Source organism: Pseudomonas sp. MTM4 (assembly GCF_019355055.1).
In the GTDB taxonomy this organism is placed as follows: domain Bacteria; phylum Pseudomonadota; class Gammaproteobacteria; order Pseudomonadales; family Pseudomonadaceae; genus Stutzerimonas.
In genome coordinates this window covers 2,910,146-2,931,754 of the sequence record NZ_CP048411.1, presented here as the reverse complement: position 1 = coordinate 2,931,754, position 21,609 = coordinate 2,910,146, and the positions used below count along the sequence as shown (strand labels likewise).

At 58.6% G+C, this 21,609-nt stretch carries 23 protein-coding genes; 15 read left to right on the top strand and 8 right to left on the bottom strand.

Annotated elements, in window-relative coordinates; translation table 11 throughout:
- Positions 1–58 precede the first annotated feature (58 nt).
- From GYM54_RS13510 to GYM54_RS13500, 3 genes are all read right to left on the bottom strand, one after another.
- The gene (locus GYM54_RS13510) at positions 59–265 is read right to left on the bottom strand and encodes a hypothetical protein (RefSeq protein ID WP_064481018.1); all 207 of its coding nucleotides are present in this window, start codon (positions 263–265) and stop codon (positions 59–61) included.
- Between the two features lie 101 nt (positions 266–366).
- Positions 367–1,116 carry an MBL fold metallo-hydrolase gene (locus GYM54_RS13505; protein ID WP_003289374.1) on the bottom strand — a complete coding sequence of 250 codons (750 nt, stop codon included), beginning with the start codon at positions 1,114–1,116 and terminating at the stop codon, positions 367–369.
- The gene (locus tag GYM54_RS13500) at positions 1,113–1,562 is read right to left on the bottom strand and encodes a hypothetical protein (RefSeq protein ID WP_003289372.1); all 450 of its coding nucleotides are present in this window, start codon (positions 1,560–1,562) and stop codon (positions 1,113–1,115) included. Before GYM54_RS13500 ends, GYM54_RS13505 begins: the two co-directional genes overlap by 4 nt.
- A gap of 187 nt (positions 1,563–1,749) precedes the next feature.
- Between GYM54_RS13500 and GYM54_RS13495 the strand changes: the two genes are divergently transcribed.
- The 4 genes from GYM54_RS13495 to GYM54_RS13480 are packed head-to-tail and all read left to right on the top strand — an operon-like array spanning position 1,750 to position 3,788.
- Entirely contained in the window at positions 1,750–2,088 is a 339-nt protein-coding gene (locus tag GYM54_RS13495) for a helix-turn-helix transcriptional regulator (protein ID WP_003289371.1), read from the top strand.
- Positions 2,085–2,516, top strand: a complete 432-nt coding sequence (locus GYM54_RS13490) for a YeeE/YedE family protein (protein ID WP_003289369.1) — start codon at positions 2,085–2,087, stop codon at positions 2,514–2,516. The genes GYM54_RS13495 and GYM54_RS13490 overlap by 4 nt, the downstream gene beginning before the upstream one ends.
- A gap of 9 nt (positions 2,517–2,525) precedes the next feature.
- The gene (locus GYM54_RS13485; RefSeq protein ID WP_003289368.1) at positions 2,526–2,951 is read left to right on the top strand and encodes a YeeE/YedE family protein; all 426 of its coding nucleotides are present in this window, start codon (positions 2,526–2,528) and stop codon (positions 2,949–2,951) included.
- A gap of 54 nt (positions 2,952–3,005) precedes the next feature.
- Positions 3,006–3,788, top strand: a complete 783-nt coding sequence (locus GYM54_RS13480; protein WP_003289367.1) for a sulfite exporter TauE/SafE family protein — start codon at positions 3,006–3,008, stop codon at positions 3,786–3,788.
- Between the two features lie 55 nt (positions 3,789–3,843).
- On the opposite strand, the gene GYM54_RS13475 is transcribed toward GYM54_RS13480, so the two are convergent.
- The 3 genes from GYM54_RS13475 to GYM54_RS13465 all read right to left on the bottom strand — a co-directional run bounded on the left by GYM54_RS13475 (position 3,844) and on the right by GYM54_RS13465 (position 7,348).
- A complete protein-coding gene (locus GYM54_RS13475; protein WP_023444731.1) occupies positions 3,844–5,232 on the bottom strand; it encodes a rhodanese-like domain-containing protein in 1,389 nt (462 codons plus the stop codon).
- Between the two features lie 89 nt (positions 5,233–5,321).
- Positions 5,322–6,656 carry a sensor histidine kinase gene (locus GYM54_RS13470; protein ID WP_003289361.1) on the bottom strand — a complete coding sequence of 445 codons (1,335 nt, stop codon included), beginning with the start codon at positions 6,654–6,656 and terminating at the stop codon, positions 5,322–5,324.
- Positions 6,653–7,348, bottom strand: coding sequence for a response regulator transcription factor (locus GYM54_RS13465; RefSeq protein ID WP_003289360.1), 696 nt, complete (start codon positions 7,346–7,348; stop codon positions 6,653–6,655). Before GYM54_RS13465 ends, GYM54_RS13470 begins: the two co-directional genes overlap by 4 nt.
- A 188-nt stretch (positions 7,349–7,536) precedes the next feature.
- Between GYM54_RS13465 and dsbD the strand changes: the two genes are divergently transcribed.
- From dsbD to GYM54_RS13440, 5 genes are read left to right on the top strand one after another with little or no spacing between them, the layout of a single operon-like run.
- Entirely contained in the window at positions 7,537–9,282 is a 1,746-nt protein-coding gene (gene dsbD / locus GYM54_RS13460) for a protein-disulfide reductase DsbD (protein WP_197446044.1), read from the top strand.
- Positions 9,282–10,097, top strand: coding sequence for a TlpA disulfide reductase family protein (locus GYM54_RS13455; protein WP_023444733.1), 816 nt, complete (start codon positions 9,282–9,284; stop codon positions 10,095–10,097). The genes dsbD and GYM54_RS13455 overlap by 1 nt, the downstream gene beginning before the upstream one ends.
- Positions 10,094–10,870: a thiol:disulfide interchange protein DsbG gene (gene dsbG / locus GYM54_RS13450; RefSeq protein ID WP_003289357.1), complete on the top strand. Its 777-nt coding sequence runs from the start codon at positions 10,094–10,096 to the stop codon at positions 10,868–10,870. The genes GYM54_RS13455 and dsbG overlap by 4 nt, the downstream gene beginning before the upstream one ends.
- A gap of 57 nt (positions 10,871–10,927) precedes the next feature.
- Complete coding sequence (locus GYM54_RS13445; RefSeq protein WP_003289355.1) at positions 10,928–11,575, top strand: c-type cytochrome; 648 nt, start codon at positions 10,928–10,930, stop codon at positions 11,573–11,575.
- Positions 11,572–12,489: a c-type cytochrome gene (locus GYM54_RS13440; RefSeq protein WP_003289353.1), complete on the top strand. Its 918-nt coding sequence runs from the start codon at positions 11,572–11,574 to the stop codon at positions 12,487–12,489. The genes GYM54_RS13445 and GYM54_RS13440 overlap by 4 nt, the downstream gene beginning before the upstream one ends.
- 911 nt (positions 12,490–13,400) lie before the next feature.
- Here the strand turns inward: GYM54_RS13440 and GYM54_RS13435 are convergent.
- Positions 13,401–14,315: a TniQ family protein gene (locus tag GYM54_RS13435; RefSeq protein ID WP_081262849.1), complete on the bottom strand. Its 915-nt coding sequence runs from the start codon at positions 14,313–14,315 to the stop codon at positions 13,401–13,403.
- Between the two features lie 731 nt (positions 14,316–15,046).
- Between GYM54_RS13435 and GYM54_RS13430 the strand changes: the two genes are divergently transcribed.
- Positions 15,047–15,409, top strand: a complete 363-nt coding sequence (locus GYM54_RS13430; RefSeq protein ID WP_014822230.1) for a histone-like nucleoid-structuring protein, MvaT/MvaU family — start codon at positions 15,047–15,049, stop codon at positions 15,407–15,409.
- Between the two features lie 170 nt (positions 15,410–15,579).
- Here GYM54_RS13430 and GYM54_RS13425 read toward each other — a convergent pair whose 3' ends face one another.
- Positions 15,580–16,260, bottom strand: a complete 681-nt coding sequence (locus GYM54_RS13425; RefSeq protein WP_014822231.1) for a heavy metal response regulator transcription factor — start codon at positions 16,258–16,260, stop codon at positions 15,580–15,582.
- A 417-nt stretch (positions 16,261–16,677) separates the two neighbouring features.
- Here GYM54_RS13425 and GYM54_RS13420 point away from each other — a divergent pair, with 417 nt between their 5' ends.
- From GYM54_RS13420 to GYM54_RS13400, 5 genes are all read left to right on the top strand, one after another.
- A complete protein-coding gene (locus tag GYM54_RS13420; RefSeq protein ID WP_023444727.1) occupies positions 16,678–16,887 on the top strand; it encodes a co-regulatory protein PtrA N-terminal domain-containing protein in 210 nt (69 codons plus the stop codon).
- Between the two features lie 604 nt (positions 16,888–17,491).
- Positions 17,492–19,333 carry a copper resistance system multicopper oxidase gene (locus GYM54_RS13415; RefSeq protein WP_023444726.1) on the top strand — a complete coding sequence of 614 codons (1,842 nt, stop codon included), beginning with the start codon at positions 17,492–17,494 and terminating at the stop codon, positions 19,331–19,333.
- A gap of 24 nt (positions 19,334–19,357) precedes the next feature.
- On the top strand, positions 19,358–19,648 hold the full coding sequence (locus GYM54_RS13410; RefSeq protein ID WP_170934340.1) for a hypothetical protein: 291 nt from the start codon (positions 19,358–19,360) through the stop codon (positions 19,646–19,648).
- Positions 19,638–20,636: a copper resistance protein B gene (locus GYM54_RS13405; RefSeq protein ID WP_064481005.1), complete on the top strand. Its 999-nt coding sequence runs from the start codon at positions 19,638–19,640 to the stop codon at positions 20,634–20,636. Before GYM54_RS13410 ends, GYM54_RS13405 begins: the two co-directional genes overlap by 11 nt.
- A gap of 9 nt (positions 20,637–20,645) precedes the next feature.
- Positions 20,646–21,455 (top strand): cytochrome c, encoded by an 810-nt coding sequence (locus GYM54_RS13400; RefSeq protein WP_064481004.1) that lies wholly within the window; start codon positions 20,646–20,648, stop codon positions 21,453–21,455.
- Positions 21,456–21,609 lie beyond the last annotated feature (154 nt).

Below are 21,609 nucleotides of genomic sequence, written 5' to 3'. Positions count from 1 at the left end.
AAAGCTCTCGTCGCAAGGGATTTGTGCTAAGCCGCGTTCACTAGGGGCGTCGGAGGCCCTACCGCTCCGACTTGGCGCCGGGCTTCTGCTCACCGGTATCGTGCGCGCTGGAAGACGCCTCGACTGGCGATGGGTTTTCTTCATCCAGCTGGCAAATCGTGCAGTTCTGGCTATCTGGGCGGTTGGTTTCGACATAGCGAACGCGGCGGCTTCCCGATTGCCGGTCTGCGCTCACGCCGAAACGGGGTCGATCTGGGCTCTTCATATTCAATTCCTCACGTAGCGAAATGGATTCTTGGTAACGTCGCCTGGAGGCTGCGAACGGTGATCGATTCCCCGGGCCTCACGGGGGCTGGCATGACGTGCTCAACCCTGAGGACTGTGCTCAACCTGTTCGCAATAGCGGCGGAAATTATCCGTCAGGTCGGGTGGGCAGACACCGCACTGGCGATTCCCCGGCACGGCATGATCGATGAACGCGGGATAGGGCAAGTTCAGTTCCGCCATGATGTCGCGGAAGCGCTCCAACGTTATCGCTTCACCGAGTCGGGGGTTGCGCTGCTTTTCCTGGGCGATGGTCGAGACTCGTCGACCGCTGTAGTCATGGCCGGGATAGACCAGGGTGTCGTCTGGCAGCGTGAACAGCTTGTTTCTAACGCTGTGAAACAGGTCGTCGGCGCTGCCGTTCTGAAAGTCAGTCCTACCGCAGCCGTCGATGAGCAACGCATCACCGCTGAACAGGCGATCACCGAGGAGATAGGCAAAATGCCCGTCGGTGTGTCCGGGGGTATGCAAGGGTGTGAACTGCAGGCTGCCGACGATGAAAGGAACACCTTCTTCAATGCCCACATCCGTGCAGGGCAACTTATCGATAGCCGGCCCCGCGATACGGCAGCCGGTCTGCTTCTTCAGCTCCAGCGCGGCGGTGATGTGGTCGGCATGTATATGGGTGTCCAAGGTGAACGCCAGCTGCAGGTCCAGCCTGGCCAGCTCGGCCAGGTCGCGGTCCGTTGCGGAAATGACCGGGTCGATGAGCACGGCCTGGCCGGTGTCCTCGCATCCGAGTACGTAGGTATAGGTGGACGACACGGGCTCGAACAGCTGGCGAAATATCATGATGGTCTCGGCGAGTGGTGAGTGTTCAGCGGTGCCTGTTCCAGCGCACTGAGCAGTGCATACTTTTCCTGATCGATCTCGCCCCGCGTGCGGATACCCAGCCGGCGCAAGATCGCCAGCGGCGGGCACCAGCCCTGCAAGCCGTGTTGCAGAAGAAACGGCAGCACGACGCCAGGCAGCAGAAACCACTTTCGGTTCGCTGTCAGGCCAAGTAGCAAGCCAGACAGCGCGAGCGAGGAGGCATTGACCTCGAGCACGCGTTCCACGTCCCACTCGCGATCCAGGGCGTCGATACGCTGAAGGATTGCGCTTCGCCCCATCCCGCTGAATCGACGAATGTTCTCGTCCGTTTGCCGATCGATTTCCTGGTTCACAGGTTGGGACGTTGAGCGGCGAACCCTGTCCGCCTGGTCATGATTGGTACTGTTTTGCTGTATCGATGACATGTTGATCTCCAGGTTCGCGCCGACGGGGTGGGCGCGGCGAGGTGAAAGTCACAGCGATGCCGCATAATTGTAGGGCGTGTGCGGGAGGTCGAGTTCCGACCGGGCGTCCGCTGCCGTGTTGATACGATCTATTGAAATATATATTGATAAATCGTATTGTCAAATCCACCTGACCCACCTGAACAAAATGGCCCACATGGCAGAAATCGATATCGAAACGCTTCGTCGCAGTGCCGCGGACGCCTGCGGCTTGCTGAAAGTGCTCGGCAACCCCGACCGCCTGTTGTTGCTCTGCCAGCTGACCCAGGGCGAGCACTGCGTGGGTGACCTCGCCAGTGCGACGGGCATTGTGCAGCCGACCCTGTCGCAGCAGCTCACGGTGCTGCGCCATAACGGCTTGGTCAGCACCCGACGCGAGGGCAAGCAAGTGCATTACAGCATCGCCAGCCCTCAAGCGATGGAGGTTATGCAGGTGCTTTACCGGCTTTACTGTCAGCATCCCGAACGCGAGGAACCCTCGGCATGACGATTGACTGGGCACATTTCACACCGTGGTCCTCGCTCGCAGGGGGCGCGCTGATCGGTCTTGCTGCGACCTTATTTATCCTGTTGAGCGGGAGAATCGCGGGCATCAGCGGCGTGATCGGCGGCTTGCTGCGGCCAGGCAAAGGCGATGTGCTCTGGCGTGTTGCATTCATTGCCGGGCTGGTGATCGCGCCGGTGCTGTTTCAGGCCGCGTTCGAGCAACCAGACATCGAAGTAGAGGCGAGCACCTTGACGCTGATCGCGGCTGGTGTGTTGGTCGGGATCGGCACGCGGTATGGCTCCGGTTGTACGAGCGGGCATGGCGTCTGCGGGTTGTCGCGACGGTCGCCGCGCTCGCTGGTCGCGACGGCCGCGTTCATGGCCAGCGGCTTTCTAACCGTGTTCGTCATCCGCCACCTGCTGGGCTGAGGAGTTGCCATGAAATTGCTGAGCGCCTTTGTAGCGGGGCTGGTTTTCGGCCTTGGCCTGATCCTGTCAGGGATGGCCGATCCGTCCAAAGTGATCGCCTTTCTCGATCTGGCCGGGCCGTGGGACCCCTCGCTCGCGTTCGTTATGGGCGGTGCGATTGCGGTCGCCAGTGTCGGGTTCTATTTCGCCTCCAAACGGTCCCGGGCGGTGCTGGGAGATATCATGCGAATGCCCACCGCCACCCGGATCGATCGCCCTCTTGTACTGGGCAGCCTGGCATTCGGAGCGGGATGGGGGCTGGCTGGCTATTGTCCGGGTCCGGCGGTCGCGACGCTTTTGAGTGGTCGGAGCGAACCCTTGATCTTTGTCCTCGCCATGTTGGCGGGTATGGCGCTCTACGAGTTGCAGACACGCTTCTCAGGGAAGCCGCAGTGATAGGTTGCAGTCGCTCTAAATCGAAAGGTGATCCAAGGCTTCCGGAGCGCAACGATGGTTGAGATCGGGCTTGGGCTATTGGTCGGCCTCGTCCTGGCGCTGACCGGTGCCGGCGGCGGCATCCTCACCGTGCCGTTGCTGATCTTCGTGGTCGGGCTCGAGCTGCATCAGGCCGCGCCAATCGGGTTGATGGCGGTCGGATTCGCGGCCTGGGTCGGGGCAGTGATTGGTCTGAGGGACGGCATTGTCCGGTACAAGGCGGCGGCCCTGATGGCCTGCTGTGGCGTGTTGCTCGCGCCCGTCGGCCTCTGGGTGGCCGCGCGGGTAGCGCACGATGTGCTTGCCGTGGTGTTTGCGCTGGTGATGTTCTGGGTCGCCTTCAGGGCATTCAGGCGCCCGCCGAGCGATGACACGACCCCGAGAGCCGTGCCCTGTCGGCTGAACCCGCAGACGGGCCGCTTTCACTGGACCTCACGCTGTGCAGCGACCGTCGCCGCCTCCGGCACCTTGGCCGGTTTCCTCTCCGGCTTGCTGGGGGTCGGCGGCGGGTTCGTGCTGGTGCCGGCGCTCAGTCGCTTCAGTGATCTGCCGATGCGTTCGATTGCCGCCACGTCGTTGGCGGTCATCGGCCTGGTGTCGGTCAGCGGCGTGTTGTCCGCCGCGCTGACGGGTGGCATCCAGTGGGCAGTGGCGCTGCCATTCTCGGCCGGTGCCGTGCTCGGGATGTTCGCCGGCCGCACGGTTTCCTCTCGCCTGGACGGGCGCCTGCTGCAGCGGGGCTTCGGATTGGTCGCGGCTGTTGCCGCGTCGGCCTTGCTGCTTCAAGTCGCCTTCTGATCGCGCACCCGCAGGTGGCAAGCCAGACACCTGCGCCGCGCGACCGGATAAGACCTTAGCCTTCCTGGACCGGCAGGTTTGCCGCCTTCCAGGCCATCCAGGAACCGGGGACATTGGCCACATCACGAAAGCCGGCTTTCTTGAGGATGCTGGCAGCGATGGAGGCGCGATAGCCGGATCCGCAGTAGGTGACGGTGGTCTTGTCCGGATCCAGCTCGTTGAGCCGGTCGGCGAGGTGCGCGACGAAGATGTGCCTGGCGCCAGGCACCCGACCCGCCGCAACCTCTTGGGGGCTGCGTACATCCAGCACCTGTACATCGGGCGCTTCACGACGTGCATTCAGTTCATGAACCGTCCATTCCTGAAGCCTGTTCAGCGGTAGCGCCGCGTTCTGCCAGTCCGTCATGCCGTTGCGCAGATAGCCGCGAATATCGTCCAGGCCTATCCGGTAGAGCTGGGTGACAGCCTGGTGGACATCGTCGGCCGATTCGCCCACCAGCAGGATCGGGCGAGCGTCGTCGAGCATCCGGCCCGCCCAGTTCACGAACTCGTTGCGCAGGGCGATGTTGACCGCCCCGGGCACGTGCCCGCCGCCAAACGCGAGGATCGAGCGGACGTCCACAACCTGCATGTCGTGCGCGGCCAGTGCCTCGAAGTCGGACGGGGCGAGGGGCGGCGGCAGGGCAGGGCCTTCTATCTGCACCGCTGGGCGCAAGTTCAGTTTTTTCAGGCGCGCGTAGTGACGGGGTGGTTCCGGCATGTCCGCCAGTAGCCAATCGATGAACGCGTCCTCGCTCCGCTGCTCGCGCAACGCGGGGTTGAAGAGACGCTCGCTGCCGAGCGTGGAGTGGCGACGGTCGCCGATAGACTTGCCGCAGGCCGAGCCGGCGCCGTGGCAGGGGTAGATTTCAATCCTGTCGCCAAGGGGCAGGTAGTGATCGAAAAGTGTGTGGTACAGCGCGCCGGCCAGCTTTCGTTCGCTGCCTTCGCCCAGCAGGTCGGGGCGCCCGACGTCCAGGTTGAACAGGGTATCGCCGGTAAACAGCGCGATCGGCTGGTCGCCCTGCTGGGCGTCGAACAGCTGCAGGGAGATATGTTCAGGCGTATGCCCGGGCGTGTGCATGACCTGCAGCGTGGCCTGCCCGAGCTCTATCGTCTCGCCACCGCTGACCTGGCGAAGCTCGAACTCGTAGTTATCCGCGCGACCGCCGATGATCTGTGCCCCGGTGCGCTTCGCCAGCGCCTGGGCGCCGGACACGAAGTCGGCATGGATATGTGTTTCGATGGCGTAGGCGATTCGCAGGCCTCGCGCCTTGGCCATTTGCAGGTAGATATCGATGTCGCGGCGTGGGTCGATGACCGCGGCTACCGCGGCCTTGCTGTCGCCGACCAGATAGGAAATCTGCGCCAGGCCGTCTGTATAAACAGGTTCGAAAACAAGCATTGCCACCTCCGACGATGGTTAACGGATTGCTCAGTCAGCTATTCGGACGGTGTGCGTGGCTGGACGTTCAGGTTATCGAGGTGCCGTCTTCAGGGAGCGGGAGCCTGCAGGCTGACCACCAACTCGACGATGAGGCCGTCCGCCTGCGGCTCGAAACGCAGATCGCAGGCACAGCGCTCGGCGATCGCCTTGACGATGGACAGGCCCAGACCACTGCCTTCACCTTCGCCGCTGCGCCAGAAGCGCTCCGTCAGACGCTCGAGCATTTCCGGCGGGATGGCCGGGCCGTGATCCTGCACGCTGAAGCGAACCCGGCGTTCATCCAGCTGTGAGAGCGTCAAGCGGATGGCTGTGCCGTGCCGGGTATGGCGGCGGGCATTGTCGAGCAGGTTGCGCAACGCCGCGACCGCCAGGGTGGGCGGCATCGCCAGTGGGTGAGGGCAGACATCTTGCGCCCCGCACAGCTCGATGTGCGGCCCGGGCTGCTGACTGGCGTCAGCGATCGCCAGCTGCGCGACGTCGAGGGCCGTGCAGCTGAGGCCGTCATTGAAGGACACGCGACCTTCGACCCGCGCCAGCATGAGCAGCTGTTCGAGGATCCGGTGCAGGCGATCCGTGCCGACCTCGGCCTGGGCCAATGCCCGTTTCGCGGTATCGCCCTCGGTCATGGCCGCGACCTGCAGGTGGGTCTTGATGGCGGTCAGCGGGCTGCGCAGTTCATGGGCGGCGTCATCGGTGAGCCGACGTTCGCGTTCGAGCATGTGCGCGATCCGCGCGAACAGCTGGTTCTGGGTTTCGACCAGGGGCGTCAGCTCTCGCGGCAGTCGCTCGATGTGCAACGGCTCTACCGAGTCGGCGCTGCGCTGCGCCAGGGCCGTGCGGATGCGTCTGAGTGGCGCAAGGCCGTTGCCGATTCCGATCCACAACACGATCAGGCTGCCCAGCAACGCGACGAACACCGGCAGTGCCGCGGCCAGGAGCACCGAGCGCTGGAGTGCGGTGCGCTCGTCAAGGCGATCGGCCGTGGTGATGCGCATGCCGTTCTGGATGAAGGTGAAACTACGCCAGGCGGTATCGCCAATCATCTGGTCGTGAAAGCCGGTGCGCTGAGCGTCGAGCGTGCTGTCTGGCGCCGCATGGCTGCGCGCCAGGATTTCACCCCGCAAGGAGCTGATCTGGCAGGCCAGGCCGTTTTCGATGCCAAGCTGTTCCGCACTCAGCCGGGTGATACCGCCTTCGCCCAGTTGCGGTTGCGGCAGTTGCACCAACAGACCCGCAACCATCCGCGCCGACGCAGCAAGGCGCTGATCGAGGGACTGCATCAACTGATTGCGAACATCGAAGAGCATCCAGGTCGCGGCCAGCGCCCAGAGCAGCACGAAGGCCGAGCCGAGGGTAAGGGTCAGGCGCAGGCGCAAGCTCATGGGTCGGGTGCCTCGGTGGACGCCGACGCATGGCCGGCCGGGCCCAGGCGATAACCGATCCCTCTGACGGTTTCGACGATGCCGTTACCCAGCTTGCGGCGAAGATGGTGGATATGGACATTCAGGGCGTTGCTTTCGACGTCATCGCCCAGTCCGTACACGGCGTCCTTGAGCTGCTCGGCCGATAGCACGCGGCCGGGGTTCTGCAGTAGCGCCTGGAGCAGCGCCTGTTCACGGCGCGACAGGTCCACGGGTTCGCCTGCCATGAAGGCCGCACAGGCGGCGGGATCGTAGCTTAGCGGGCCGTGTTCGATCATCTGCGTTGCCCGCCCGGCAGCGCGGCGCAGTAGGGCATGCAGGCGGGCAGCGAGCTCACGCAGGTCGAAGGGTTTGACGAGGTAGTCGTCAGCGCCCGCCTGAAGCCCGGAGACCCGCTCGGTTACCGCATCCCGGGCGGTCAGGATCAGCACAGGCAGCTCGAGGCCGCGGCGGCGCAGGCGCTGCAGAAAGCGCAGGCCGTCTTCGTCAGGCAGACCCAGATCGAGAACCATCAGGTCGAAGCTGGCTGTGCGCAGCAGCGAGTCGGCCTGCCCGGCCGTAGCGGCATGGGCCACGCTGAAGCCCTGGGCTTCTAGCCCGGCGACGATGCCACTGGCGATCAGTGCGTTGTCTTCTGTCAGCAGTACGTGCATGTGGGAATCGCTTGATAGGCAGCAGTCAGTATCGTCCGCCTGGATTAACGGCGCGTTAGCAGATGGTACGCCGAGTTGCTCGCGCCTCAACGTCGCTCGGCCTTACAGGTTGTGTCCATGCCTCGTTAATCGCCTCTTAATCCCGAGTCGGCAAGCTCGCCGTCGAATCTGGTAATCGGGTGTTGTGCATGCGAGCGCTTTTTATCTTTCTGGCCTGCTGCCTATGGTCTGTGCAGCTGGCGAACGCTTCGCCGTTCACCTTCGGTCAGAAGCAGCAGGACTTTCTGCCCGTGGATGAAGCGTTCACGCTGCACGTCGAGCAGCCTGACGCTGGCGGCGCCGTGCTGCGCTGGGATATTGCGCCCGGCTATTACCTCTACAAGGAGCGCCTGCGATTCGCAGGGCTGCCACCGGGGAACGAGCCCCAGTTGCCGCCTGGCGAGCCGTACCATGACGAGTATTTTGGTGATTCGCGAATCTATCGCGACAGCCTGGAAGTGCAGCTCCCCGATGCGGATCTCGCGTCGCTTGAACTCGGCTGGCAAGGCTGCGCCGATGCCGGCCTGTGCTATCCGCCGCAAAGCCGCACGGTAGAGCTGGGCGGCAGCAGCACCCCTCCGTCCATGCCGGTTCAGGCCGACGACCAGGCCCTGGCCAGCGGGCTACAGCAGCAGTCGCTGGGCTGGAGCCTGCTGATCTTCTTCGGACTCGGCCTGCTGCTTGCCTTTGCACCCTGTTCGCTGCCGATGCTGCCCATCCTGGCCGGCATCGTCGTGGGTAGCCAGGCCGGGCCTCGCCGCGGCATGGCGCTGGCTGGGGCCTACGTATTCAGCATGGCGCTGGTTTACGCCGCCCTCGGAGTGGTGGCGGCGCTACTGGGTGCGAATCTGCAGGGATGGCTGATGCAGCCGTGGCTGATCGCAAGTTTCGCTGGCCTGTTCGTGCTGCTGTCCTTACCTATGTTCGGCTTCTTCGAACTGCAACTGCCGGCGGGCCTGCGTGATCGGCTGGAGCAGGCCGGCCGCAAGCGCCGGGGCGGCAGCCTCGCCGGGGCCAGCGCGTTGGGCGTGTTGTCCGGGCTGCTGGTGGGCCCCTGCATGACTGCACCGCTGGCCGCGGCGCTGCTGTACATCGCCCAAAGCGGCGACGCCGTGAACGGTGGCCTGGTGCTGTTCGCGCTGGGCCTGGGGATCGGTACGCCACTGGTGCTGCTGGTGACGGTGGGCAATCGCTTCCTGCCCAAGCCTGGGCCGTGGATGGATCGCGTCAAGGTTTCCTTCGGTTTCCTATTTCTGGTCGCCGCCCTCTACGTGCTTCGTCCGCTGTTGTCCGACCCGCTCTGGGTAGGGCTGTGGGGCGCGCTGCTGGTTGTGGGTGCCAGCGGGCTGCTGCACCTGTCGCGGGAACTGGTGCGGCATCAGGCGCTCAGCCGCGCGGTGGCGTCGCTGGCCGGCGTCTGGGGCGTAGCGCTGCTGCTCGGAGCGGCTGGCGGCGCACAGGATGTCATGCGGCCGCTCGGTGTATTCACAGGCGGCGTTGCGTCCTCGCAAGGTGCTGAGCCTGCCCACGGATTTGTCGGCTTCAGCGAGCCGGTCGACCTTGATCGTGAGCTTGCTGCCGCCAGGGCCGCGGGCCAGTGGGTGCTGGTGGACTACTACGCCGACTGGTGCGTGTCCTGCAAGGTCATGGAAAAGGAGGTGTTCGGTGACGCCCAGGTGCAGGCAGCGCTCACCGGCGTGCGGATTCTGCGGCCGGACGTGACGCAGACCGATCCCGCCAGTCGCGAGCTGCTGAACCGCTATCAGGTCATGGGGCCGCCGACGCTGCTCTTCATCGGCCCGGACGGGGAAGAGCGGCGAACCCAGCGCATCACCGGCGAGGTCGATGCGAATCAGTTTCTGAACAGATGGAACCAGACAATGGAGCGTGGCTGATGCTGACGATCAACCTGGGGCCATTGGCGCTTGCCGTCCCACATGTGCTGATGCTGGTGAGCCTGTTTATAGCGATGCTGACCGGCTGGTGGGTTGGGCGGCGCAGCGAGCGGAATCCGGAACAACAGCTCTTCAGGCTGCTGCTGGTGGCGCTACTGGTCGCGCGGCTGGCCTTCGTGCTGGTGTACGTCGAGCATTTCCGAGATGAGCCCTGGCGCGTGATCGACATACGTGACGGCGGTTTTATTGCCTGGCCGGGCTTGCTGGTGGCCGTTCTGTTGGGTTCCTGGCTGGCCTGGCGCGACAGCGGGCTGCGCCGACCGCTGGGCGCAGCGGTGCTGGTGGGTGTGCTCAGCTGGGGGTTCGGGACCTTTGCGTTGCACGCGTTCGAGCAGGGCACGCGACTGCCTGAGATGGGCCTGCGGGACAACCGGGGTAAACCCGTCGCCTTGCAGGATTACGTTGGCAAGCCGCTGGTGGTCAACCTGTGGGCCACTTGGTGCCCGCCCTGCCGGCGTGAAATGCCGGTCCTTGCGCAGGCGCAACAAGAAAACACCGACGTGACCTTTCTTTTCGTCAACCAGGGCGAGGGCGAGCGATTGATCGCCGACTTCCTCGAAGCCGAAGGGCTCGGTCTGGAAAACGTTCTGCTCGACACCGGCGGTCGTCTGGGCCAGCACGTAGGGTCTGCGTCGCTGCCCACCACGCTTTTTTATGACGCCGAGGGACGCCAAGTTGGCAGCCATCTCGGTGAACTGTCCCGTGCCAGCCTGGCGCGCGCCCTTGAGCAACTAGAGGTCAAAACCCAGCCATGAAACCGGTACGTTCACTTTCGTTTTTTATCTCAACGCTCGCCTTACTGCCGACGCCCTGGGCGCTGGCCGAAACGCTGCCTCCCGCGGTTCAGGCCATTGAAGCGCGCGGAGCCAAAGTGGTCGGCAGTTTCGACGCGCCGGGAGGATTAAAGGGCTACGCAGCGCGTTACAACGGACAGGGCATTGCGCTGTATCTGACACCGGACGGTGATCATGTCGTGGTCGGCAGTTTGCTGGATTCCGCTGGCGAAGACCTGACCAAGGCACCGCTGGAAAAGCTTGTGTATGAGCCGATGAGCAGCGAGATGTGGCAGCGGCTCGAAAGCAGCACCTGGATTGCTGACGGCGCGGCTGAGGCGCCACGGGTTATCTACATGTTTTCCGACCCGAACTGCCCGTTCTGCAATATGTTCTGGAAACAGGCGCGGCCCTGGGTCGAAGCGGGTGACGTTCAGCTTCGCCACGTGATGGTCGGCATGCTGCGCCCGGACAGCGCCGGTAAATCCGCGGCACTGCTGGCCGCGAAGGACCCTGAGGCGGCGCTCAATGAGCACGAGGCCGCGGGCAAGGCCAGCACGCTCAAGGCCATCAAGCGTATCGCGCCCGAGGTGAATGAACAGCTTGAGGCGAACCTCACCCTGATGGGCGAAATGGGCGCCTCGGCCACCCCGGCTATCTATTACCTAGATGAGCAAGGGCGTCTGCAGCAGCATCAGGGCGCGCCTCGTCCCGAGGCGTTGAATGGCATCATGGGGCCGTTGTCCAAACGCTAGCAACACGACACGGTCAGTCAGCACCGGCACCTATAACAAGAATGATCTGGAGGCTACATGAACGTCCCCCTCTGGCCCTTGGCCGGGCTCTTCCTTGCGATTTCGGTGTCCGCGCACGCCGCGGATGCCGCTGCGGTGTACAGCAAAGGCGGGGCCAACACCGCCGCGATGGCGTGCGCTACCTGCCACGGCGCCGAGGGCGAAGGCATGGCCGCTGCGGGATTCCCCCGTCTGGCCGGCTTGTCGGCGAATTACATGCGCAAGCAACTGGCTGATTTCGCATCCGGTGCGCGGGCGAATCCAATCATGCAGCCCATTGCGGCAGCCTTAAGCCGTGAGGAAGCCGAGGCCGTCTCGACGATGCTGGCTGACAAGCCGCAACCGCAGGTCGAGCGAATCGACCGCACCGCGTTGGTCGACGGGCCTGGCGAAACCCTTGCGCTGCGCGGCGCCTGGGAACGCAACATCCCCGAGTGCGTTGCCTGCCACGGCCCCAGCGGAACGGGCGTCGGCGACGCCTTCCCACCGCTGGCCGGGCAGTCGGCACAGTACCTGTCGTCTCAGTTGACCGCCTGGCGTCAGGGCACCCGCAAGAACGACCCCAACGACTTGATGGGCCACATCGCGCGTAGCTTGACCGAGGACGAGGTAATGGCGGTCTCGACATACTTCGCAGGCCTGACCGACAAAGGAGCAGCCAAATGAAGCCCCATACAAGCGCACTGCTGTTGATGTCATTGGCCTTCCCGGTGCTCGCGGACGACATCGCGATGGAAGATCAGTCGCAGATCCTGACCGGGGCCGGTGATCCCGCCAGCAGCAAGTACTTCCAACCGCCCAAGGAAAGCGAACTGCCTGACAACGCCTACGGGCAGTTGGTACAGCAAGGGCGCGCCATATTCGTCGATACCAAGACGCATGCGCCCGACTATGTGGGCAACGGCCTGGCCTGTGCGAACTGCCACCTCGAACAAGGCCGGAAAGCCAACTCTGCGCCGCTCTGGGCTGCCTACACCATGTACCCGGCGTACCGAAAGAAGAACGACAAGGTGAACAGCTATGCCGAGCGCCTTCAGGGCTGTTTCCAGTTCAGTATGAACGGCAAGGCACCCGAGGCTGACGGCCCCGTTATCGCCGCGCTTTCAGCCTATTCCTACTGGCTTGCAACCGGAGCACCCACGGGGCAAGAGCTGCCCGGTCGGGCCTATCCGGAAGTGCCACAACCCGAAGGCGGCTACGACCTGGCGAAGGGAGAACAGGTCTACGACGCACAGTGCGCCGTCTGTCATGGGCCAAACGGGGAAGGGCAGAAGTCTGGTGACCTTTATGTATTCCCGCCACTCTGGGGGGCGGACTCGTTCAACTGGGGTGCTGGCATGCATCGAATCAACACGGCTGCGGCGTTCATCAAGGAAAACATGCCACTGGGCAAAGGCGGCACCCTGTCAGATGAAGACGCCTGGAACGTGGCGGCCTTCATGAACAGCCACGAGCGACCGCAAGACCCGCGCTTGATTGATGGCTCAGTCGAGAAAACTCGAGATAAGTACCACGCCAATGACGGCGTGAACCTTTACGGCAAGACCGTTAACGGCAAGATGTTGGGTAAGGGTATCTGACAGCCAAGGCGCTGGTGTCGCTACCTGCGTTTTGCGGTCGATTATCTCAACTCATGGCTTAGGTGGGCAGCTTACCGGGCTGTCCGCTTTTGGCCGGTTGCAGCCGGTCAGACGTCTAGCTCGGTCTGTTACATCAGCGTAGGTTCTGAACCCTTTCGAGATGAAACGCATGGTAAAGATAGCCGGTGCAGGCAGCAGATCTACGATCTGCCTTCCACCGCGCGGAAGGTCAGCTTGCGAAGTATTTATTCCTTTACCTCACCACCCGAGGTGCGTAGTAATCGCTTAGTGCGGCCTCGTACCGCCCTAAGCAAATTTCGCAAATTTATTTAGGTAAATTACTCAGAACCCAGACGTTGAGAGCTTGCCGCAGTTCTTCATTCATATTTGAGTATGCCTGCTGCAGCATAGCTATTAGTCTTTCTTTATCAGACATTTTGGGTAGCCAATCATCAATGCATAGATGATCCACATTACGCCCAATGCGGATTGCAGCGATAACTAGGTCCGCTACAGCTCGTGTGTGGTTTGCAGAGTATGCCGCATCGCCTACGAATTCTATATCCAAGCTCTTTAACAGCTTAGAGCATTCGAACACACCGACATCACCTAGAAAGGCTGTCGTATCTATTTCGCAACCCAAGCCACATATGAAGCCAGTTGAACGTCTAGACCTCTGTACAAAGAAAGTTTGTAGGAAGTGCCAGTCCCCAGTTCCTGCGGCAGACGGAAGGTTTAGAGCGGCAATCCCACTGAGATACCTGTTCCGCGTGGTTTGAGGGATAACAATGCTAGACATAAGATCGAATCCATCACTAGCGTCATGTTCTGATCAATGAAGCCTTGCGCAGCATAAGACTATGATTGGTATACGCCTCACTGCATCCGGCGAGAGTGAGTACACGACGATTTCATAAGCCCCGCATATTGCTCTTATCATTCACTGAGCTAATAGGAGCAGAGTCATCTAGAAAGATTATTTTGCCAATAAATTCATGCATTTTCTCAAAGCTCCCAAAGAGAAGATGTAACACCCTCAAACTAACAGAAAGCTCATCTTCTAATGAATTGAATTTGGTACCAATTAAGCTTCGCTGGATATCCGAAATAGCTCGTTTTTTTAATTCTAGTAGATAATTCTTGTCATATCCAAGCTGTGATGTGGTGTAGTCCGCGAGCCCTTCGAAACCGATGCCTAGCCATCTTTTCTCGCTTTGATAAATACCCGCTATAAAACTTGAGTAACGGTGCTCATTAATATCAAAATTTTCAAATTCTTCCCAATCATTAAAACTCAGACCACACTTGCAGTTATGCCAAAAACCGTCATCGGTTTCATTAAAAATTGAAAAACTTTTCGCACATGCTTGGCATTTATCTACCAAACGTACATTACAGTGTGAGCAAACAGTTACACGATGAAACTGATGCACTTTTCTCCAATAGCTAAATCCGTTTTGTTCCATGTCGTGCTTAGAGCATCTAAGGCAGATTTTAATGCTATGGTGAGCTATGTAGGAGTTTCTAACGGATCTGGTGGCTGAACTGTAATTGGACAAATATTCTACGTTTTTACCTGTAGTTAAATAAGCATGGACATCGTACCCAGTGCAAGAGCTTAGCAACAATTCTAAGCTATTAGCTGTGGTTCCAGTATTTAGTTCGGATAGTTTGGCAATGCTTTGCTTATTTATATGCCACTGGTTTATGCCGAATTTGGCATCGTGAAAATGTCTACTAACCGAACCGCTGACAATTCTGTCTCTAGCTAGAAGCGAATTTATCGTCTCGCCTGCCTGAGGTCTTACGACCAAACTGGATAACATCTATCACATCCGAAATAGCGATGGCCGAACGAGCTAGCCTTCGTGACCAGACCTTGAAACAGGTTTTATCCCCCAGAGACAGTTTTTATCCCTGAGGAACACTTGGTGGTTTACAAATAATTCTGACAATTTCAGCCCCTTGGATCAGGGGCTGGGCCCGCTTTGAAGTTAGCATTGAGATAATAATATTTCGACAATTCGCATGGTGAGAACGATTAGATGCAGGATTTTTGCCAAAATATTCTGACAAATCTCAACACCCAAAGAGCGTAAACGGTTGGCTACCAGAATTTCCCGCCAGAGTAAGCTCACTACGGTAAGCAGTTTCGCGGGATTCGGATGCACCCGCTCTGAGGCCAGCGAGTGTTTACGATCAGCTCGCAAATCGTCTGCTGGGTCTGTTCTTCGGAATCGCGCCGGATGATAAACCTTCCACCGTTGCAGATTTTGTCATCGTAGGGCCACGCTTCGAAGGCTGCTTCCTCGCATCACTTGAATATTCTAGCGTCTGTTACTCCACAGGCCTTCGCTGTACACATACCGACCCATGTCATGGCGATTTGCTGGTCACTTAGGAGCTCGGGCTTCGACCTGCGGACCTCCTTCATTCCTCCCGCAGCCTCGGGGTACGCAAACATCCCACCGAATTTCGTCACGCCATGCTTGAAGTTGAAAGTATTGATATCATATGGACCAAAATGTCTAAACACTGACCTTAGAGGTAATGATAAATGTCCCGACTGGCAGAGTACCGTAAACTGGAAGAGCAATTGAAGTCGCAAATGGCCGAACTTGAGGCCATGAGAAACGACAAGAGCCTTAAAAAGGATATGGAATTTGAAGATAAGCTTCGCTCGCTGATGGGTGAATACAGCATTACTCTACCTAGTTTGATCAATATTCTTGACCCGCAGTTTGGGACTCGTCGCGCTCCGGTTCAGCAAGGCCCGACACCACGCCGTGCTCGTCAGGTCAAGACATACAAGAACCCTCACAGCGGTGAAATAGTTGCGACCAAAGGTGGCAATCACAAGGTCCTGAAAGGCTGGAAAGCAGAATATGGAACGGATGAGGTCGAAAGCTGGATCCAGTGATAGCTTAGATCCCTCTGGTTTCAATAAGAGGTCTAATTAAGGCCTCTTAAGTTACGCATGAATATGCATTGGCCGATCCGCCGAGCAGCACAAAGCAGTACGCCACGGATTAGCAGAGGTGGCCCGCTAGTTATATTGGCCATATCGCAAATCGCTAAATAGCGTGATTTTTAAAAGCCTGGCGCCTCGATCAGATAGCCCATTCCGCGAGCAGTTTGTATCAGCTTCGGCTCGAACTCATCATCAATCTTTGCCCTTAACCGGCGTACCGCCACCTCGATTACATTGGTATCGCTATCGAAGTTCATGTCCCATACTTGGGAGGCGATAAGTGACTTTGAGAGCACTTCCCCGCGACGCCTAAGCAATAGCTCAAGAAGTGCGAATTCCTTTGCAGTTAGGTCTATGCGTTTCCCCGATCGCGTAACCCGTCGTCTCAGCAAGTCCATCTCAAGGTCGAGGAGCTTGAGTATCGTTTGGTTGGGAGCATGGCTGCCGCGGCGAAGCAGCGTGCGTATCCTGGCAAGCAGTTCGGAGAAAGCAAACGGCTTGATGAGATAATCATCAGCGCCCAACTCCAATCCCTTTACTCGATCCTGAACCCCGTCTCGGGCGGTAAGGAATAGCACTGGAACGTCATTACCGGCAGCGCGGACATTCTTTAAAACCTGCCACCCATCCAAGCCAGGCATCATCACATCTAAGATGAGCAGGTCGTATTCCCCGTGAAGCGCGTGCTGAGCAGCATCAGTCCCGTTCTCTACTCGATCGACAGTGAAGCCGGCCTCCGTGAGCCCCTGCTGTAGGTAGGTGCCTGTTTTCGGCTCGTCTTCAGCAACAAGAAGCTTCATAAGGTACTCCTGCAAGCATTTAGAACAGTGTGGCGGTTGTCGGTCCTTGCATCCAGTACCTTACAGAAACGTAATGCTCGCATCATCTGTCTGACAGCTTCTAGCGTTAACGTCTACACCAGCAGTTGCCTCCACACTCTGCTTTTTGGCCATTTCCATGCTCCTTTGGCCTATTGGCGCCTTGATGGCGCCTTTTTTTTTGCATGCTGGAACAGAACCTATTTACAGCAGGTAAAGATGCCATACACGCAACCTGCGCTTTCGCTTGTACTCACTTCTTCTGCGTTACTGACGAAACCGTAATGTTTCGATCAGGTTTCTGACAGGGACACTCGGTTAGCTTACACACAAGCCCAAGCCTCTGTTAATGGAGCTGCGCTGGGTCTCCCGTATCTTCGTAAACAAAGGTAAAAAGTCATGAAACTTTTCAAATCCCTTTCTGTACTGCTCGCCATCGCAGCAAGCTCTTCCTATGCAATGGCAGAAGGTGGTGGTGATCGTACCTTTGCTCGTATGGAGCAGGCTCGCCAAGTAGCGATCGCTAGTTATCAGGCTGACCAGAACGACCAAGCCCAGGAGCTAGCCGCGAAGGAAACTTCAGCGAAGCACGCTCATGCTAATTGCTGAAGCGAAACCGTACGCAGATTTGACTGCGCAGCTCTTAACTGTGGCAGCTTCTGCGATGTTATAGCTGCCACGGTGCTGGTATAGGCAGAAATGTTTGTAGAACCGGCGAAGCCGTTATAGCTACTTCGAACCATGGCTCGTCAAAAACCTAACCTAATATCTTCGCACCGAGCAGACCAAGTTTATACTGGCTAGTAGGTTACAACCCTCTTGAGCGGCTAAGATTTGATAATTATCCAATCTCATGAGGCCTTCTAGACTGCCCGCAAAGCCTGGAAAGATCCGCTGAAAAGCAGTGAATGAGCAACAAACTGCTAATGAACTGCTAGATTATGGCCGGACCTTTTTAGCGGCTCTTATCCAGCCCGCGGTTTAAGTAAAGCCAGCTAAAGTGACCGGAACTCTGATCGCAGACGTTTTCGGGGCGCTTTAAACTTACAAAAATGTAATCACGCGTTTTTCTTCGGCATGCCATATTTACGAATAATGGCGAGTCGCTTGATAAGACAGACCGTGCGCGAGCTTCTAAGATCGATTAACGCTGGCAACACCAACCCTAAAGGCTGGTTTCGGCTTGGCTCCTTAGCTTGATTGGAACGTACACATGCAACGTAAAACCTCTAGGCGAACCTTTGTTAAAGGCTTGACTGCCGCAGGCCTCCTTGGCGGTCTTGGCTTGTGGCGAGCTCCGGTCTGGGCAGTGAGTAGCCCAGGCCAGCCCAGCGTACTAACCGGCACGGAGTTCGATCTGCTGATTGGGGAGACGCCGGTCAATATCACCGGCGCGGCCCGGACAGCGATGACTATCAATGGGACCATCCCAGGGCCGCTTCTACGTTGGCGTGAAGGGGATACCGTCACGCTGCGCGTCAGGAATAAGTTGAGCGAAGATACATCGATTCACTGGCACGGCATGATCCTGCCGGCCAACATGGATGGCGTGCCTGGATTGAGCTTCCACGGCATCGCTCCCGATGGCATGTATGTCTACAAGTTTCAGGTTAAACAGAACGGTACCTATTGGTACCACAGTCATTCAGGCCTACAAGAGCAGCTTGGTGTCTATGGTCCCTTGGTCATCGATGCGAAGGATCCCGAACCGTTCAGCTATGACCGCGACTATGTGGTGATGTTGACTGATTGGTCCGATGAGGATCCCGCTCGAATCCTTTCTAAGCTCAAGAAGCAGTCCGATTATTACAACTTCCACAAGCGCACTGTCGGAGACTTCATTAACGACGTGAGCGAAGACGGCTGGGCCGCTACGATTGCGAATCGGAAAATGTGGGCTCAGATGAAAATGAGTCCCACCGACCTCGCCGACGTAAGCGGCTACACCTATACCTATCTAATGAACGGCCAAGCACCCGACGGGAACTGGACCGGCATCTTTAAGCCCGGCGAGAAGCTTCGTCTGCGGTTCATCAACGGCTCGGCCATGAGCTATTTCGATGTCCGCATTCCAGGGCTGAAGATGACTGTAGTCGCAGCCGATGGCCAATACGTCAACCCAGTTAGCGTCGACGAATTCCGCATTGCCGTGGCAGAAACCTACGATGTGATTGTCGAGCCTGCGACCGAGGAGGCTTACACGATCTTCGCCCAATCGATGGATCGCACAGGATACGCCCGTGGCACGCTAGCGGTTGCCGAAGGGCTGAGCGCTCCTGTTCCAGAAACCGATCCTCGACCACTAATCACCATGGACGACATGGGGATGGATCACGGCAGCATGGGCGGTATGGCGGGCATGGACCATGGCGGCGACATGGGCGCGATGGACCATAGCAACATGTCCGGCATGAACCACGGTGACATGCAAGGGATGGGCGACATGGGCGCAATGGCCGGCATGGATCACAGCAAAATGGGTGGGATGTCCGGGATGGACCACTCTGGAATGGCTGGGATGAGCGCAGGTATGCAATCGCACCCGCCCTCAGAGTCCAATAACCCACTGGTGGACATGCAGACCATGAGCCCAACTCATAGGCTGAACGATCCCGGTATTGGCTTACGAGACAACGGCCGCCGAGTCCTGACCTATAGCGACTTGAGAAGCACTTTCCCCGATCCGGACGGCCGTGAGCCCAGTCGGACGATCGAACTCCATCTCACCGGCCACATGGAGAAGTTCTCTTGGTCATTTGACGGTATAGAGTTCTCTGATTCGGAGCCCCTGCGGCTCAAATATGGCGAGCGGGTACGCATCACTTTGGTCAACGACACCATGATGACCCATCCGATTCATCTGCATGGTATGTGGAGCGATCTTGAGGATGAGAATGGAAAGTTCATGGTTCGCAAGCACACGATCGACATGCCTCCAGGTTCGAAGCGCAGCTACCGCGTGACAGCCGATGCACTCGGGCGTTGGGCTTATCACTGTCACCTACTGCTTCACATGGAAATGGGCATGTTTCGTGAAGTCCGAGTGGACGAGTAAGAGGAACTTTATATGGGAAATTTTATGAAGCGTAAAACTCTTATCGGCAGCGCGTTAATGTTCAGTCTGCTGGGCGTAATGAATATATCAGCTGCGTTTGCAGAGCAAACGCATGATCAGCACAAGCAACCATCGGCTTCGTCGCAAAATTCAGGCAACAAGCCGGCATCTCAGACACAAGGCTCCTCTAACTCAGAAATGGACCACGGCGACATGGGTCATGGCTCGATGGACCATGGTGAAATGGACCATGGCAAGATGGATCATGACCCGAAGGCTACTGGTACTGAGGTGGATTCGCACCATGACCACTAGATCTTCTCGCTTTGCTCTTATTGCGCTCGGAGTTTCGTTGAGCGCAGCGGCTGGACGGATAGCCAACGCCGCCGAGATGATGGATCACTCGATGCATCAAACCCCTCCTATTCCGGCAGCTCAAGCCCCTGCATCTTCTGCCAAGCCCGCGGCAATGAATCATGGCTCCGGTGGGCAAATGGACCATTCTGCAATGGGTCATGGTGCGATGGACCATAGCAAGATGAACCATGGCCAAATGAAGCATGACGATACGCTCGAAATGCCCGGCGTGGTTCATCCCTCGTTCATTCCAGTATTGACCGATGCGGATAGAGAAGCGGCTTTCCCTGGTCTTCAAGGTCATACGGTCCATGACAAGTATCTGGCCTGGTTCCTTCTGCTAGATCAACTTGAGTACCAGGACGCAAATGAAGGTAGCACCCTCAGTTGGGAAGCTACTGCCTGGGTTGGTGGCGATATCAATCGGTTCTGGTTTCGCTCGGAAGGTGAGCGAACGAATGGCGTTACTGAAGACGCGGAAATTCAGGCGCTTTACGGGCGTGCAATCAGTCCCTGGTGGGATGTAGTAGCAGGTGTTCGCCAGGACTTTAAGCCCGAGTCGCCGCAGACGTGGGCGGCTTTAGGCGTCCAGGGGATGGCGCTGTATGGGTTTGAGGCGGAAGCCACCGCCTTCGTCGGTGAAGGTGGGCAGACAGCAGCACGTTTTGAAGGCGAGTACGACATTCTCCTAACTAACCGGCTCATCCTCCAACCGACTGCCGAGCTCAATTTCTATGGCAAGGACGATCCTGCACACGGAGTGGGCGCTGGTCTCGCAAATACAGAGGTGGGGCTCCGCCTCCGATACGAAATCGTTCGTGAGTTCGCACCGTACATCGGCGTCACGTGGAGCCGGGCATACGGTAATACCGCTGATATGGCGAGAGATGACGGCGAAGACCTAGATGAGGCGCGGTTCGTTGCTGGCATCAGGCTTTGGTTTTAAGGTCCCTCGATGAAAAGAATAATTATTAGCTTCGCTGCCTTCTGTGCTCTAGGCCTGTTGGTAGTGGCCGGAGTTGTTTTCTCAGGACTGATTAGCGTTGCCGCGGATGATCCTCATACGGGAGTCGTGCACGCATTCCTGGAAACTGCTCGCAATCGCTCGATTGAGGCTCGCTCCGAAGACATAGCCGTGCCATCTCTCGACGATGAAGACCAAATCCGCGCCGGGGCGGGGAACTACGACTCGATGTGTGTGGGTTGTCATTTGGCGCCAGGCATGGCTGAGACCGAGCTAAGCAATGGCCTTTATCCCGCTCCTCCCAGCCTGGCTGAGGCGGGGCTATACGATGACCCAGCAAAAACATTTTGGGTCATCAAGCATGGCATTAAGGCCACTGGGATGCCCGCGTGGGGTAAAAGCATGGCTGACCCGTACATCTGGGGAATGGTGGCTTTTCTGCAGAAGCTTCCTGAGTTAGATGAAGGAGCGTATCGAGCACTCGTTGCGTCTAGCGGTGGTCACCAGCATGGTGGTGGGGAGACCCCAGCTGGGCATAGTGAGCAACACGGCGAGATGGCCTCGGGCGACCACCATCAGGGCGACAGTGGCGGCTCGGATCACCATGGCTCCAGCAGCACAGGTGGAGCATCCGGCCAATCAGGCTCCGGTCATCATGGTAATAACGAAAGCGATGACCATCATGCGTCCGAGGAGCCCCAGGCGGTTGAGCACAGCAATGGCAGTGACAGTGCCGATGCGGAAGGCAAATCCCCTTCAAAAAACCATGTGCACGCAGACGGGAAGCAACACGAGCACTAACATCCGGTATATGTGTGCCTATGCGGTTCTGATCGAGGCTCTAAGAAAGGCGGTTCAGCAAGCAGAGGATCGGCCCTAGGCCATCCTAGTCGACGCAACGGTACCGGAGGGCTTTGCAATTGCTTCCTTCCTAAAAGTTAGGCCGCAAGGCCAG

Excerpts from the sequence above, each read along its gene's own strand:
- GYM54_RS13480 (WP_003289367.1), top strand. The coding sequence starts at position 3,006 with ATGGTTGAGATCGGGCTTGGGCTATTGGTCGGCCTCGTCCTGGCGCTG.
- GYM54_RS13405 (WP_064481005.1), top strand. The coding sequence starts at position 19,638 with ATGACCACTAGATCTTCTCGCTTTGCTCTTATTGCGCTCGGAGTTTCG.
- GYM54_RS13500 (WP_003289372.1), bottom strand. The coding sequence starts at position 1,562 with ATGTCATCGATACAGCAAAACAGTACCAATCATGACCAGGCGGACAGG.
- dsbD (WP_197446044.1), top strand. The coding sequence starts at position 7,537 with ATGCGAGCGCTTTTTATCTTTCTGGCCTGCTGCCTATGGTCTGTGCAG.
- GYM54_RS13430 (WP_014822230.1), top strand. The coding sequence starts at position 15,047 with ATGTCCCGACTGGCAGAGTACCGTAAACTGGAAGAGCAATTGAAGTCG.
- GYM54_RS13455 (WP_023444733.1), top strand. The coding sequence starts at position 9,282 with ATGCTGACGATCAACCTGGGGCCATTGGCGCTTGCCGTCCCACATGTG.
- dsbG (WP_003289357.1), top strand. The coding sequence starts at position 10,094 with ATGAAACCGGTACGTTCACTTTCGTTTTTTATCTCAACGCTCGCCTTA.
- GYM54_RS13470 (WP_003289361.1), bottom strand. The coding sequence starts at position 6,656 with ATGAGCTTGCGCCTGCGCCTGACCCTTACCCTCGGCTCGGCCTTCGTG.
- GYM54_RS13415 (WP_023444726.1), top strand. The coding sequence starts at position 17,492 with ATGCAACGTAAAACCTCTAGGCGAACCTTTGTTAAAGGCTTGACTGCC.
- GYM54_RS13510 (WP_064481018.1), bottom strand. The coding sequence starts at position 265 with ATGAAGAGCCCAGATCGACCCCGTTTCGGCGTGAGCGCAGACCGGCAA.
- GYM54_RS13435 (WP_081262849.1), bottom strand. The coding sequence starts at position 14,315 with ATGTTATCCAGTTTGGTCGTAAGACCTCAGGCAGGCGAGACGATAAAT.
- GYM54_RS13475 (WP_023444731.1), bottom strand. The coding sequence starts at position 5,232 with ATGCTTGTTTTCGAACCTGTTTATACAGACGGCCTGGCGCAGATTTCC.
- GYM54_RS13465 (WP_003289360.1), bottom strand. The coding sequence starts at position 7,348 with ATGCACGTACTGCTGACAGAAGACAACGCACTGATCGCCAGTGGCATC.
- GYM54_RS13495 (WP_003289371.1), top strand. The coding sequence starts at position 1,750 with ATGGCCCACATGGCAGAAATCGATATCGAAACGCTTCGTCGCAGTGCC.
- GYM54_RS13425 (WP_014822231.1), bottom strand. The coding sequence starts at position 16,260 with ATGAAGCTTCTTGTTGCTGAAGACGAGCCGAAAACAGGCACCTACCTA.
- GYM54_RS13505 (WP_003289374.1), bottom strand. The coding sequence starts at position 1,116 with ATGATATTTCGCCAGCTGTTCGAGCCCGTGTCGTCCACCTATACCTAC.
- GYM54_RS13420 (WP_023444727.1), top strand. The coding sequence starts at position 16,678 with ATGAAACTTTTCAAATCCCTTTCTGTACTGCTCGCCATCGCAGCAAGC.
- GYM54_RS13440 (WP_003289353.1), top strand. The coding sequence starts at position 11,572 with ATGAAGCCCCATACAAGCGCACTGCTGTTGATGTCATTGGCCTTCCCG.
- GYM54_RS13490 (WP_003289369.1), top strand. The coding sequence starts at position 2,085 with ATGACGATTGACTGGGCACATTTCACACCGTGGTCCTCGCTCGCAGGG.
- GYM54_RS13400 (WP_064481004.1), top strand. The coding sequence starts at position 20,646 with ATGAAAAGAATAATTATTAGCTTCGCTGCCTTCTGTGCTCTAGGCCTG.
- GYM54_RS13485 (WP_003289368.1), top strand. The coding sequence starts at position 2,526 with ATGAAATTGCTGAGCGCCTTTGTAGCGGGGCTGGTTTTCGGCCTTGGC.
- GYM54_RS13445 (WP_003289355.1), top strand. The coding sequence starts at position 10,928 with ATGAACGTCCCCCTCTGGCCCTTGGCCGGGCTCTTCCTTGCGATTTCG.
- GYM54_RS13410 (WP_170934340.1), top strand. The coding sequence starts at position 19,358 with ATGAAGCGTAAAACTCTTATCGGCAGCGCGTTAATGTTCAGTCTGCTG.